At 65.4% G+C, this 12,292-nt stretch carries 13 protein-coding genes; 7 read left to right on the top strand and 6 right to left on the bottom strand.

Features of this window, described 5'->3' with window-relative positions; translation table 11 throughout:
- The first annotated feature begins 6 nt into the window (after positions 1–6).
- From CFE42_RS04445 to CFE42_RS04430, 4 genes are read left to right on the top strand one after another with little or no spacing between them, the layout of a single operon-like run.
- A complete protein-coding gene (locus tag CFE42_RS04445; RefSeq protein ID WP_004631827.1) occupies positions 7–675 on the top strand; it encodes an amino acid ABC transporter permease in 669 nt (222 codons plus the stop codon).
- A complete protein-coding gene (locus CFE42_RS04440; RefSeq protein WP_004631828.1) occupies positions 672–1,472 on the top strand; it encodes an amino acid ABC transporter ATP-binding protein in 801 nt (266 codons plus the stop codon). Before CFE42_RS04445 ends, CFE42_RS04440 begins: the two co-directional genes overlap by 4 nt.
- A complete protein-coding gene (gene hutG / locus CFE42_RS04435) occupies positions 1,469–2,416 on the top strand; it encodes a formimidoylglutamase (RefSeq protein WP_004631830.1) in 948 nt (315 codons plus the stop codon). The genes CFE42_RS04440 and hutG overlap by 4 nt, the downstream gene beginning before the upstream one ends.
- Positions 2,413–2,991 carry a HutD family protein gene (locus CFE42_RS04430; RefSeq protein ID WP_004631833.1) on the top strand — a complete coding sequence of 193 codons (579 nt, stop codon included), beginning with the start codon at positions 2,413–2,415 and terminating at the stop codon, positions 2,989–2,991. Before hutG ends, CFE42_RS04430 begins: the two co-directional genes overlap by 4 nt.
- Before the next feature lie 103 nt (positions 2,992–3,094).
- Here the strand turns inward: CFE42_RS04430 and CFE42_RS04425 are convergent, their stop codons facing one another.
- Positions 3,095–3,379, bottom strand: coding sequence for an HU family DNA-binding protein (locus CFE42_RS04425; RefSeq protein ID WP_003272088.1), 285 nt, complete (start codon positions 3,377–3,379; stop codon positions 3,095–3,097).
- A gap of 311 nt (positions 3,380–3,690) precedes the next feature.
- Between CFE42_RS04425 and CFE42_RS04420 the strand changes: the two genes are divergently transcribed.
- Positions 3,691–4,443, top strand: coding sequence for an oxidoreductase (locus CFE42_RS04420; RefSeq protein WP_004631845.1), 753 nt, complete (start codon positions 3,691–3,693; stop codon positions 4,441–4,443).
- 50 nt (positions 4,444–4,493) lie between these two features.
- Here CFE42_RS04420 and CFE42_RS04415 read toward each other — a convergent pair whose 3' ends face one another.
- Positions 4,494–5,825 carry an MFS transporter gene (locus CFE42_RS04415; protein WP_004631847.1) on the bottom strand — a complete coding sequence of 444 codons (1,332 nt, stop codon included), beginning with the start codon at positions 5,823–5,825 and terminating at the stop codon, positions 4,494–4,496.
- Positions 5,826–6,005: 180 nt separating this feature from the next.
- On the opposite strand from CFE42_RS04415, the gene CFE42_RS04410 reads away from it, so the two are divergent.
- Both CFE42_RS04410 and CFE42_RS04405 read left to right on the top strand, forming a co-directional pair.
- On the top strand, positions 6,006–6,374 hold the full coding sequence (locus tag CFE42_RS04410) for a hypothetical protein (RefSeq protein WP_004631849.1): 369 nt from the start codon (positions 6,006–6,008) through the stop codon (positions 6,372–6,374).
- A 152-nt stretch (positions 6,375–6,526) separates the two neighbouring features.
- Positions 6,527–7,927 carry a GntP family permease gene (locus tag CFE42_RS04405; RefSeq protein WP_004631851.1) on the top strand — a complete coding sequence of 467 codons (1,401 nt, stop codon included), beginning with the start codon at positions 6,527–6,529 and terminating at the stop codon, positions 7,925–7,927.
- Between the two features lie 67 nt (positions 7,928–7,994).
- Here the strand turns inward: CFE42_RS04405 and CFE42_RS04400 are convergent, their stop codons facing one another.
- From CFE42_RS04400 to CFE42_RS04385, 4 genes are all read right to left on the bottom strand, one after another.
- Positions 7,995–8,438, bottom strand: coding sequence for a hypothetical protein (locus CFE42_RS04400; protein ID WP_004631852.1), 444 nt, complete (start codon positions 8,436–8,438; stop codon positions 7,995–7,997).
- A 168-nt stretch (positions 8,439–8,606) separates the two neighbouring features.
- A complete protein-coding gene (locus tag CFE42_RS04395; RefSeq protein ID WP_004631854.1) occupies positions 8,607–9,374 on the bottom strand; it encodes a sulfite exporter TauE/SafE family protein in 768 nt (255 codons plus the stop codon).
- A gap of 64 nt (positions 9,375–9,438) precedes the next feature.
- The gene (locus CFE42_RS04390) at positions 9,439–10,995 is read right to left on the bottom strand and encodes a glycine betaine ABC transporter substrate-binding protein (RefSeq protein ID WP_037044374.1); all 1,557 of its coding nucleotides are present in this window, start codon (positions 10,993–10,995) and stop codon (positions 9,439–9,441) included.
- Complete coding sequence (locus CFE42_RS04385) at positions 10,977–12,188, bottom strand: HD-GYP domain-containing protein (protein ID WP_004631858.1); 1,212 nt, start codon at positions 12,186–12,188, stop codon at positions 10,977–10,979. The genes CFE42_RS04390 and CFE42_RS04385 overlap by 19 nt, the downstream gene beginning before the upstream one ends.
- Positions 12,189–12,292 lie beyond the last annotated feature (104 nt).

Genomic DNA, 12,292 nt, shown 5'->3' with positions numbered 1-12,292 from the left:
ACGCTGATGGAACTGGATTTCTCTCCTGTCTGGGCCGGTTGGACGGACATCCTGCGCGGTGCGCTCGTCACGGTTGAGGTGACGGCCGCCGCGCTGGTGCTCGGTTGCGTGCTCGGCTTGCTGATTGGCATCGGGCGGCTGAACCCGCGCCGCCGACTCATCTACGGCATCTGCACGGTGTACGTGACGTTCATCCGTGGCACGCCGCTGCTGGTGCAGCTCTTCCTGCTGTTCTTCGGGCTGCCGCAGTTCGACATCCTGCTGCCGGCGTTTGTGTGCGGCGTGCTGGGGTTGGGCGTGTATTCGGGCGCTTATGTCTCGGAAATCGTGCGCGGTGCGATCCAGTCGGTGGATCGCGGGCAGATGGAGGCGGCACGCTCGATCGGCATGTCTTCAGCGCAGTCGATGCGCGCGATCATCCTGCCGCAGGCCGTCGTGCGGATGATCCCGCCGCTGGGCAACGAGTTCATCGCGCTGATCAAGAACTCGGCGCTGGTGTCGCTGCTCACGATCCACGACCTGATGCACGAAGGGCAGAAGATCATCAGCGTGTCGTATCGCTCGCTGGAGGTGTATCTGGCGATTGCGCTGGTGTACCTGGTGCTGACCAGTGCCGCCAGCTATCTGCTGCATCGGCTTGAACGCAACATCCGTGCGGGAGGCATGGTGCAATGAATATGGCGAATGCGAACCCGCAAACTCTGAAATCTGCGCTGGATGTCCCGATGATCCAGATTCGCGGGCTTACCAAATCGTATGGCGATCACACCGTGCTCAAGGGCATCGACTTCGAAGTCGACGCCTCGCAGGTGGTGGTCGTCATCGGCCCCAGCGGCTCGGGCAAGAGCACGTTCCTGCGCTGCTGCAACGGGCTGGAAATAGCCGAAGGCGGCACCATCGACATCTGCGGCAAGCGCCTGATCGACGACGGCAAGTTGCTGCCCGATGGCGAGTTGAACCAACTGCGGCAGCAGGTTGGCATGGTGTTCCAGTCGTTCAACCTGTTCCCGCATCTTTCTGTGCTGCACAACGTCACGGTGGGCCCGCGCATGCTGAGTGGCAAGTCAAAGCACGAAGCTGAAACGGAGGCGCGCGAGCTGCTGCAGAAAGTGGGCCTGGCACACAAGGCCGATGCGATGCCCGCAAGTCTCTCGGGCGGCCAGAAGCAGCGCGTGGCCATTGCCCGTGCGTTGGCCATGCGGCCCAAGGTGATGCTGTTCGACGAGCCGACCTCCGCGCTTGACCCGGAACTCGTGGGTGAAGTGCTGCAAGTAATGAAGCTGCTCGCCAAGGAAGGCATGACGATGTTGGTCGTCACGCACGAGATGGGTTTCGCGCGCGAGGTGGCCGACGTGGTGGTGGTGATGGACGGCGGCGGCATCGTCGAAGCCGGGCCGCCGTCGGTCATCTTTGGCGAGCCCAAGGAAGCGCGCACGCGTTCGTTCCTGCAAGCGGTGCTGACACGCGCATGAGGACGATGTTCGATGCCTCCGTCTGGCAGGGGCGTGACGACACCGGCGAGCGCGGTGACGTGACGCGCCTGTTCCAGGTTGTGCTGTCGCATGATGCGACGACGTTGTCCGGCGTGCCCGCGCTGCTGGGCTTTGCGTGCGATGCGGGCGTGGTGCGCAACCACGGGCGTGCGGGTGCGGCACTGGGCCCGCGGGAAGTTCGCCGTGCGTTGGCCAACGTGCCCGCGCATGGCCTGTCGGTGCTCGCCGACGCGGGCGATGTCACGTGTGACGATGGCGATCTGGAAGGCGCGCAAGCCACACTTGGCGAAACTGTGTGCGAGTTGCTTGATGCCGGCGCGCGCCCGGTCGTGCTCGGCGGCGGCCACGAGGTTGCCTTCGGCACCTACCAGGGCCTGCGCCAGCATTGGCAGAAGCAAGGCTGGTGCGGGCGTCTTGCGGTCGTCAATTTCGATGCGCATTTCGACCTGCGCACGAGCCGCCCCGGCAACTCCGGCACGCCGTTCGACCAGATCGCCGAAGACTGCGCCGCGCACGGCATCGACCTGACGTATTGCTGCCTCGGTGTGAGCCGCCTGTCGAACACGCCCGCGCTGTTCGACCGCGCCGACGCGCTGCACGCGCACTACGTGGAAGACACCGTCATGCAGGAGCGGCACCTCGATGCGCGCACGGCCGATCTCGATGCATGGCTGGCTGATGCCGATCACGTCTACCTGACCATCGACATGGATGTGCTGGCCGCCGCCGTGGCGCCGGGCGTTTCCGCACCCGCGGCCTATGGCATCACGCTGCCGATGCTCGAAGCCCTCGTGCAGCACGTTTGCGCGACCGGCAAGGTGCGCGTGGCGGATATCGCCGAGACCAACCCCGAATACGATCAGGACCGTCGCACCGTGCGCGTTGCGGCGCGTCTGGCTTATCACCTCCTGCGCAGTCCATGAAACTGATTCCTGCAGATGCAATGCGCCGCATGCCGTGGAAGAACGGAGGCGGTGTCACAACCGAAATCGCCATCGCACCGACAGGTGCCACGCTGGACAATTTCGACTGGCGCGTGAGCACCGCGCAGGTGGATGCGGCCGGGCCGTTCTCGCGTTTTGCCGGCATGGATCGCTCATTGGCGGTGATTGCGGGCGGCCGGCTGACGATGCACCGCGCCGACGCCGAAGCCGTGACGCTCGCGCCCGGCGAGGCCCCCGCGCGCTTTCCCGGTGAAGCCGATGTGCATGCCACGCTGGATGCACCGCTGTCGGATTTCAACGTGATGACGCGGCGCGACGCCTGGGCGCACCATGCCGAGGCCATTGCTCTGACGGCCGGCGAGCGCCGTTCACTGCCGCGCTTGCACCGGGGCATGCAATGGCTGGTGTATTGCGTGCACGGCGTGTTGTCGATCGGCGCTGACGATGTCCCGCAGGGCGCCGCGGCATGGCTCGATGCAGAGTGCGATGCTGACACGGTTGTCGCGCGTGTCGGTTCGGTCGGTTATCTGGTGGGCTTGTGGCCGGTCGCCTGACGTAGCGCCAGGTCAAACCAAATGCACCAAAAGAAAAGGGACCCCGTAGGGTCCCTTGCAAGTCTCCCGGTCCGGCATGCATGCCGGGCTCGGCAGAAGACTCTTACTTCTTCTTGTTCACGGCGTCCTTGAAGCCCTTGCCAGCCGTGAACTTCACGGTCTTGGTTGCCGGGATCTTGATGGCTTCGCCGGTGCGCGGGTTGCGGCCGGTGCGTGCAGCACGCTTGCCCGACGAGAACGAACCGAAGCCAACCAGCGTGATGGTGCCGCCCTTGGCGACGGTCTTCTTGATGTTTTCCAGCGCGGAGTTCAGCGCGCGCTCGGCGGCGGCGTTGCTCAGTTCAGCGTCTTTCGCAATGGCGGCTACGAGTTCGGATTTGGTCGTCATGTCAGTTCCCCACTTCAGGTTTGTTGGACAGCGTTGTACTGCGACCCGTTTTATATCACCGTTGCGAAGGGTTGCACATCCCCTAACTGCAAGGGTTTGCGGGCCGTTGCTTGCAGCCGACACTTGTCCCGCCTGGGTTTGCGGGCGAGCATCCGGGAAACACCCTATACCGACGCGGTTTGTTTGCATTTCCGCCAGCGTTCTTTACGCCGGAAACGCACCGAAAGCGCGCAGGCAGCACGGCAGCGAACCGGTTCGTCAGACGCCGTACACTGTGTCCCAGCGCCTGTGCCAACTTCATGGAGAACATCATGTCGAGTGCGCAAATGCCTGTCGGACAAGGCTTCGCGGCGGGCGGCGAAGCGCCGGAGCAACCGCGCGGACCGTCCGTTCTGGTGGCCGGCGCCAACGGGCTGGTGGGCCGCGCGGTGGTGCATCGGCTCGTTGCGCAGCCGTGGGCGGGCGGCGTGACCGCGCTTGTACGGCGGCGCGGGGCCTTGACAGCAGGGCAGGCGGCGCCCGGTCGATTGCGCGAATGCGTGGTCGATTTCGATCGCCTCGATGCGCCCGAAACCCAGTCTGCGTTTGCCGCCGATATCGTCATCTGCGCGCTTGGCACGACGATCCGGCAGGCCGGTTCCCAGGCGGCATTCCGGCGCGTTGATGTCGCGTATCCGGCTGAACTGGCGCGGCGCGCGTTTGCCGCTGGCGCGCATCATTTTCTGCTGGTGAGTGCGTTGGGCGCCGATGCGCGCTCGCGGGTTTTCTACAACCGCTGCAAGGGTGAGGTGGAGGCCGAAATCTTGTCGATCGGCTTTCCGTCGGTGACGGTTGTCCGGCCTTCGCTGCTGCTCGGCGCGCGCGCAGAATTTCGGCTCGGTGAACGCATTGCGCAAGGCCTGTCGTGCGCAATCGGATGGATGGTGCCCAAGACGTGGCGGCCGGTGCCGGCGGAATCGGTTGCGGCGGCGCTCGTCATGGCGGCGCGGGTGGATGCGCCCGGTGTGCGTGTGCTGGAGAACGCGGCGTTGCTTGCCGCAAAAGACGAACGGCCGGTGGGATGATCCACCGGCCGTTGTTCGGTCTAGTTTCGTTTCGGGGCTATTTCACGCGATCATTTTTCGATCGGCTTGCCCGTGCGGTCGTGCATCAGCGCCAGCGCAAACACGCTGATGATGGCAGCGGCCATCACGTAGTACGACGGTGCGAGCTTGCTGCCCGAGCTGGCAATCAACCACGTCACGATCAGCGGGGCAAAACCACCGAAGATGGTGACCGCCAGGTTGTACGAAATCGACAGGCCGGTGGAGCGTACCGCCGTCGGAAACTGCTCGGCCAGCACGGCCGGCGCCGGACCCGTAAACGCCGCCAGCAACACACCCAGGATCACCTGCACCTGCAGCAGCGTCTGCACCGTCGGGTTGACGTTGAGCCAGTGGAAGAGCGGATACGCCGCTGCTGCGATGACAAGCGCCACCGTGCCCAGCATGCGCTTGCGACCGATGCGATCGGACAGCGTTCCCATGAGTGGGCACAGCACGAAGATGATCGCGCCGCAAAGCGCCGTCGACTGGAACGTCGCGCCCAGGGGCAGCCCCAGCTGTTGCTTTGCATACGTCGGCATGTAGAACACCAGCGTGTAGGTGCAGACGGTCCAGAGAATCGTCACGCCCAGGCCACCCAGCACCTCGCGCGGATGATCGCGCAGCACTTGCGACAGCGGTGCCAGACGCGACTCCTTTGCCGCCTTTGCCTTCTGCGCTGCGAAGGCGGGCGGCTCGTGCAGGTGCGAGCGGATGTACATGCCGACCGGCCCGATCAACAGGCCGAACAGGAACGGAATGCGCCAGCCCCACGCATCGATCTGCTCCGGCGACAGACCGTTCGTGACGATCGCACCCATGGCGGCGCCCAGGATGAACGAGATGCCCTGGCTCGCCTGCTGCCAGCTTGCGAAGTAGCCGCGCCGTTCGTCCGGTGAATACTCGATCAGGAACGCCGTGGCGCCACCGACCTCACCGCCCGCCGAGAAGCCCTGGATGAGCCGCGCGATCACGATGAGGATGGGCGCGCCGATACCGATCTGCGCGTACGTCGGTGCAAGGCCGATGATGGCCGTGCCGATCGCCATCAGCATGATGGTGAGCGTGAGCGCAGCCTTGCGGCCCACGCGGTCCGCATAGATGCCAAGGACGACAGCGCCGACGGGGCGCATGAAGAATCCCACGCCGAACGTGGCGACCGTGAGCATGAACGAGGTGAAGTCGTTGCCGGTGGGGAAGAACAGCTTGGCGATGATGACGGCGAAAAAGCTGTAGACCGTGAAGTCGAACCATTCGAGGCCGTTGCCGATGGTGGCGGCGATGATGGCCTTGCGTCGGGTGGCCGCAGTGATGGCGGGTGCCGGTGCCCCATCGCCGTGGGTGGGCGCTGCCGTGGCTTGCATGGATGTGTCCTCCAGTGTTCTATGGGCATCGCCTGCCTCGATCTCTCCCCAGCGTGGGCGGCGAAGCGGTCATGGTAAGTGATCCGGCAAGGATTCGCTGCGGCGGTATACGAAGTCCTTGGAATTGAAGCAACCAAACGCTGTCGAACGCATATGCACATGCGTCCAACGGAGCACATCATGAGCCGCACACTGCAACGTCGCCGTCGTGCCGTCATCCTGCCGGGCGCGGTGGCCGCGTGCGCGGTCGTCTTGCTGGGGGGTTGCGTGGTCGCGCCGTATTACGACGCCTACGGGAACCCGATCGCCCCCGCAGTCGTGGCGCCTGCGCCAGCGTATCCGTCCTATCCGTACGACCCCTATTACTACTACGGGCCGGCCTATTACCCAGCGCCGGTGTACCCGGCGCCGGTTTTCGGCAGCGTGTGGATCGGCGGGGGCGGCTGCTGGGGCTGCCATCGCGGCTGGGGTGGCCGGGGGTGGGGTGGTCGCGGTTGGGGCCATGGAGGGGGCTGGGGGCACGAAGGAGGCTGGGGACATCGTCATTGATCGTCATCGTCAACGTGACGAAGACGCGCATCCGGCGCGCCCGAACGCCAGTTCCGCCGCCAGTTCAATACGCGTGATTGCGTAACGGAATCTGCTGCATCGCGACATACAATCCTTCGCTCTTAAAAGAAAAGCATGCGAGGAGATTGTCGATGTCCGTCATCATCGTGCTGGCTGCGCTGGCGTTCCTGATGTTCGCCGCGTATCGCGGCTACAGCGTCATCCTATTTGCACCACTGGCCGCACTCGGCGCGGTGCTGTTGACCGATCCATTGGCTGTGGCGCCGGTGTTCTCCGGCATCTTCATGGAGAAGATGGTCGGCTTCGTCAAACTATATTTCCCTGTGTTTCTGCTCGGTGCCGTGTTCGGCAAGGTGATCGAGCTGTCGGGCTTTTCGCGCTCGATCGTCGCGTCGGTCATCCGCGTGGTGGGGGCCAAGCGGGCGATGCTTTCCATCGTGCTGGTGTGCGCGCTGCTGACGTACGGGGGCGTGTCGCTGTTCGTGGTGGTGTTTGCGGTGTACCCGTTTGCGGCGGAGATGTTCCGCCAGGGCAACATCCCCAAGCGCCTGATCCCGGGCACGATCGCGCTGGGCGCGTTTTCGTTCACGATGGATTCGCTGCCGGGTACGCCGCAGATCCAGAACATCATCCCGACCACGTTCTTCCACACCACTTCGTGGGCTGCGCCGTGGCTCGGGACTATCGGCGCGCTGTTCATCATCGTGGTGGGCATGTCGTATTTGGAATGGCGCCGCCGCGTAGCGCTGCGCAATGGCCATGGCTATGACCACGGCCTGACCAAGCTGGTGAACGAGCCCGAAACCGCCGAGACGGGCACGCTCGCGCATCCGCTCGTCGCGCTGTCGCCGCTGGTGCTGGTGGGTGTGATGAACCTGGTGTTCACGCGCTGGATTCCGGCGTGGTACGGCAAGGTCGTCACCGTTGCGTTGCCGGGCCTGCCCAAGCCGCTCACCGTTGAAGCCGACAAGCTGACCGCGATCTGGGCCGTGGAGGCCGCGCTGTTGATCGGCATCATCGTGGTGCTCGTGTTTGGCTTCCGCGCCGTGAAGGGCCGCTTTGCTGACGGCAGCAAGGCGGCGGTGTCGGGCGCCTTGCTGGCCGCGATGAACACCGCTTCGGAATACGGTTTCGGTGGCGTGATTGCCACGCTGCCGGGTTTCCTGGTGCTGGCCGAGGGTCTGCGCGCGATCCCGAACCCGCTCGTCAATGAAGCAGTGACGGTGAGCACGCTTGCAGGTATCACCGGTTCCGCGTCGGGCGGCATGAGCATCGCGCTGGCGGCAATGGCCGATCAGTTCGTGCAGGCCGCGCAGGCGACGGGTATTCCGATGGAGGTGCTGCACCGTGTGGCGGCGATGGCCTCGGGCGGCATGGACACGCTGCCGCACAATGGCGCCGTGATCACGCTGCTGGCTGTCACGGGCCTGACGCACCGCGAAGCGTACCGCGATGTGTTCTGCGTGACGATCATCAAGACACTGGCCGTGTTCTTCGTGATTGCCGTGTTCTACGCCACCGGCATCGTCTGACGCAGACGCTGCCGCAATGAAAAAAGCCGACGCGCAAACGTCGGCTTTTTTTCATGGGCGGATGCCGTTACTGCATGCTGCCCGCGGCGTCGGAGCGGCGTTCGCGGCAGACGCGCTGGGCTTCACCCGCCAGCGAATCGCACTGGTTGGCGCGGCGCGACCAGAAGGCGCGGTCCGACGACGATTCCGCCGTCGCCATGCCCCTGCCACGGCGGTGCGTGACGTGCTTGTCGACCCACTTGTCGGTCTTCACATGCGCACGATGGACTTTCTGCTTGAGCGTGCCGGGCGTCGCTTTCGGTTGCGCACCAGTGGCCTTGTTGTGATAGCCGGGGTTGGCGGCAGCATCGGCGTTGCGCTGAACCTGGGTGCGCGGGCCCTCCATTGGGCTATCGACGCCCGTCACTGCGCTGTGGTCCTTCTGCTGGGCCTGCGCGGGCGCCGCGCCGATCCACGCACAGGCGGCCACGGCGATCGCGGCGGCCAGACTCGACATCTTGCGTGCTTGCATGCTCGTTCTCCTTGTTGCGAAACGGGGGGCGGCTTCATGGCACGCATGCCGCGTGCCACGACGTGCATCCCTAACGTCACAATAGGAAAGCGGCCACCCGGCAGACAGTCGGCGTTGACTGAACCGCCTGTCGGACAAACGCTGTCAAGACAACGCGGGATGCAGCGTTCAAGCGCGCATGAACAGCCAGACCGTCAGGATGATCCCGACGATGACGACGAAGCCGCGCAGCACCTTTTCCGGCAGCCGATGCAGCAGCCAGGCCCCAGCAAACCCGCCCGCGATGCCGCCGATGCCTAGCGCCACCACGGCCGCCCAGTTCACCTGCGGCGAGAACGCAAACACCGCCACGGCGGATGCATTCATCGTCATGGCGAGCACGTTCTTGGTCGCACCCGCCATGCGCACCTGCTGGCCGGCCACGGTGAGCGCCGCCAGCATCAGGAAGCCGATCCCACCGCCGAAGTAGCCGCCGTAAATGGCAATTGCAAACTGCGCGGTCGCCAGCGCGGTGGTCGACATGCCCGATGCCGCGTGCAGCGGTTTGCGCCGGAAGCTGCCCCACGCAAACACGCTCGTTGCAAACAGCACGAGATATGGCACCAGCTTGGCGAAGAACGAAGGCGGTGTCGCCAGCAGCAACAGCGCGCCTAGCACGCCGCCCACCAGACTGATGACAATGAGCTGCTTGAGCGAGAGGTGATGCTCGCCGGCATCGACGCCGCCGGCCAGTTTGCGTCCGGCGATCGACGAGGTGATCTGGCTCGGGAATAGCGCGATCGTCGACGTCATGTTGGCGCCCAGCGGGTTGAGCCCCGCCAGCAGCAACGCCGGAAACGTGATGAACGACCCGCCGCCCGCGAGGGCATTTTGGGCGCCGGCATAGACGCCGGCTGCGGCGACGAGCAGGGCGGTGGAAAACGAAAGCGTGGTCATAAGCGGAGCGTGCTGGGCGGCTGGAATGACCGCGATGGTAATGGAACGCCCGCGCGCGTGCTCGTTAGCGCGGTGGGGTGCTGCCGCTGCGCCGGCGCAGCCACCATTCGGCCAACTCGAACGCGGCCTGCACGAGCAGCGCCAGCACTGCTGCGGGGATGGCGCCTGCGAGCAGCGTTGCGCTGTCGTTCAGCGCGAGCCCGGTCGCGATGCGCTCGCCATAGCCGCCGGCGCCGATGAACGCAGCGATGGTCGCCGTGCCCACACTGATGACCGCGGCGGTTTTGACGCCGGCGAGGATGACCGGCAGCGCCAGCGGCAGATCCACCACGCGGGTGCGTTGCGACGGCGTAAGCCCCAGCGCCAATGCCGCATCGCGCAGGCCGTCGGGTACCTGTTCCAGCCCAACGATGGTGTTGCGCACGATGGGCAACAGCGCATAGACCGCCAGCGCAATCAGGGCCGGTACGACGCCAATCGACCCGACGACGGGGATGAGCATCGCCAGCAGTGCCAGCGACGGAATTGTCTGCAGCACGCCCACGATCGCAAGGATCGGCTGCTTGATCGGGCGACGCGCGGCCACGAGGCCCAGCGGCACGCCCAGCAGCACGGCAACGCCGGTGGAAATGCCCACCAGCACGAGATGCCGTTGCGTGAGCCGCCCCAGGCCGTCCGTCAGCCGGGCGAAGAACGCGCGGGTCGGTGTGGCAGCCGGCGCGTTGCCATGCCCAGCGAGAAACCGCCGCGCCGCTTGCGAGAACGACTGGCCCTCGAGTTCGACCGCTGCATTCATTGCCACCATGTCGTCGCGCTGGATGTGCCCCGCGAGTGTGTTGATCGCCTGCCATTGCGCCGGATGCCGCTGCGCAACGTCGGCGCGGTAAAGCAACACGGCGTCATAGCGCGGGAAGACGTGCGCCGGGTCGTCGAGCACACGCAGATGTTCGCGGCGGATCTTGGCGTCAGTGGAGTAGATGTCGATCACGTCGACCTGACTGGCGCCCATCGCATCGTAGGCGACGCCGTGGTCGAGTCCTGTCGGGTGCTGCGGCAGTTTGTAGTGCTGAGCAATTGCCGGCCAGCCATCGGCGCGGCCGAGAAATTCGTGCGACAGCCCAAGCCGCAGCGCCGGATGCGTGGCGAGGTCGGCCAGCGTGCGGATGTGTTCGCGCTCGGCATCGGCTTCGCGCATGGCCAGCGCGTAGGTGTCTTCAAAGCCGAGCGGCACGCCGGCCGCCAGGCCCATCGGCGCAAGGCCGCGGTTGACGTCGGCCAGCAGCGCGGCTTGATCGGGATTGGCTGCCTGGTCGGCGGGCAAGTGGAGGATTTCAGCGGCGATAGTGCCGAGGTAATCCGGATAGACGTCGATGCTGCCGTTCCTGAGCGCGGCAAAGACGATGGCGGTGTTGCCCAGGCCCGGTACGTGTTCGGCGGGGCCGCGCGGGTTTGCGGTCTGCGTGAGGATTTCGCCTAGCACGTAAGACTCGGTGAAGCGTTTTGAGCCGATCCGCAGTGGTTGTTCTGCGAAGGCCGATGCGCTGCTCGCCAGCCAGCCCAGCGCAAGCCATGCCAACAAGCGCCACAGAAAGGGGCTACGGATCAGTCGCCGTGTATCCAAAGTTCGTTGAGGTCGGTGAGGCCCCAGTCGCGGGGTTCTTCTCGCGAGGCGATCTGGTCGCCGGTCTGCGCCAGGTCGATGAGTTCGGGCGCAATCCGCGTGCCCGACGATATCGAGAAGAATACCTTGACCGTGGGCGTGAGCAACGCGCCCGGCGCATGTTGCATGACCACAGCCAGCCGGCCCGAACGCAACCGAACCAGCGAGCCCACCGGATAGATGCCCACGCTTTTGACAAAGGCGTTGAACACCATCGGGTCGAAATGATTGCCGCGCCATTCGACCATGCGTTGCACGGCGTAGGCGGCTTCCCACGCCTTCTTGTACGGGCGGTCGGACGTCACCGCGTCGTACACATCGCAGATGGCGCCCATGCGTGCAAACAGCGAGATGCCTTCGCCGGCCAGCTTGTGCGGATAGCCGGTGCCGTCCATGCGCTCGTGGTGGTGCAGGCAGACGTCGAGTGCGATGTCGCGCATGCTGCTGTCGCCGGCCAGGATGTCGTGCCCGGCCTGCGGGTGGACGATCACGTGGCGGAATTCAGCGTCGGTCAGGGCGCCGGGCTTGTTCAACACCTCGGGCGGGATTGCGATCTTGCCGATGTCGTGCAGCAGCCCGGCCAGGCCGGCGTCGCGCACTTCGTCGTCTGACAGCCCCAGCTGACGGCCTAGCGACACCATGAGCGCGCACACAGCCACTGAATGCAAGAACGTGTAGCGGTCTTTCGCTTTCAGCCGCACGAGGCTGGTCAGCGCGCTGGGGTGTCGGTCGACCGAGCCGGAAATGGCTTCCACCAACGGCAGTGCGTCGCGCGCTTCGATCGTGCGGCCCATGCGTGCATCGGCAAACATGGCCTGCACGGCCACCTCGGCCTTGCTGATGAGCCGGGCGGCGCGGCGCATTTCTTCCGCATACGTGACGGGGCGCAGGGCGATGCCGGCGTCGGCGGCGCAGGCGGGCGGCGCCGGCACCTCGGGGGGGGCCGGAGGTGCTGCATTGGCGGCGGCCACGTCGGTGCCGCGCATGATGTCGATCCACACCTCACGCACTCCGCTGGTACGCAGGCGTTGCAATTGGGCAGCATCTTCCACGCGAAAACGGGCCCGCCAGAACGGGTGTTCCAGCCAGGAGCCGACGAATTCGTCGAGGTACATGCCCACCCGCAGGTGTTCGATAGCGATGCGCTTGCGCATGTTGATGTTCAGAGATCGGCCGTGGCGGGGCACGTGATGGCGCAACGGGTCCAGGGGAAGGCTACCCGCCAACGAATGGATTCTCTTCTATCGGACGTGCGGCC

Origin of the sequence: Ralstonia sp. PBBBR1, assembly GCF_002256165.1 — a bacterium.
GTDB classification, from domain to species: domain Bacteria; phylum Pseudomonadota; class Gammaproteobacteria; order Burkholderiales; family Burkholderiaceae; genus Ralstonia; species Ralstonia thomasii.
The sequence above is the reverse complement of the archived record's forward strand: the minus strand, read 5'-3'. Positions and strand labels throughout refer to the sequence as shown.

Excerpts from the sequence above, each read along its gene's own strand:
- CFE42_RS04430 (WP_004631833.1), top strand. The coding sequence starts at position 2,413 with ATGAAACTGATTCCTGCAGATGCAATGCGCCGCATGCCGTGGAAGAAC.
- hutG (WP_004631830.1), top strand. The coding sequence starts at position 1,469 with ATGAGGACGATGTTCGATGCCTCCGTCTGGCAGGGGCGTGACGACACC.
- CFE42_RS04400 (WP_004631852.1), bottom strand. The coding sequence starts at position 8,438 with ATGCAAGCACGCAAGATGTCGAGTCTGGCCGCCGCGATCGCCGTGGCC.
- CFE42_RS04425 (WP_003272088.1), bottom strand. The coding sequence starts at position 3,379 with ATGACGACCAAATCCGAACTCGTAGCCGCCATTGCGAAAGACGCTGAA.
- CFE42_RS04415 (WP_004631847.1), bottom strand. The coding sequence starts at position 5,825 with ATGCAAGCCACGGCAGCGCCCACCCACGGCGATGGGGCACCGGCACCC.
- CFE42_RS04395 (WP_004631854.1), bottom strand. The coding sequence starts at position 9,374 with ATGACCACGCTTTCGTTTTCCACCGCCCTGCTCGTCGCCGCAGCCGGC.
- CFE42_RS04440 (WP_004631828.1), top strand. The coding sequence starts at position 672 with ATGAATATGGCGAATGCGAACCCGCAAACTCTGAAATCTGCGCTGGAT.
- CFE42_RS04385 (WP_004631858.1), bottom strand. The coding sequence starts at position 12,188 with ATGCGCAAGCGCATCGCTATCGAACACCTGCGGGTGGGCATGTACCTC.
- CFE42_RS04420 (WP_004631845.1), top strand. The coding sequence starts at position 3,691 with ATGTCGAGTGCGCAAATGCCTGTCGGACAAGGCTTCGCGGCGGGCGGC.
- CFE42_RS04410 (WP_004631849.1), top strand. The coding sequence starts at position 6,006 with ATGAGCCGCACACTGCAACGTCGCCGTCGTGCCGTCATCCTGCCGGGC.
- CFE42_RS04445 (WP_004631827.1), top strand. The coding sequence starts at position 7 with ATGGAACTGGATTTCTCTCCTGTCTGGGCCGGTTGGACGGACATCCTG.
- CFE42_RS04405 (WP_004631851.1), top strand. The coding sequence starts at position 6,527 with ATGTCCGTCATCATCGTGCTGGCTGCGCTGGCGTTCCTGATGTTCGCC.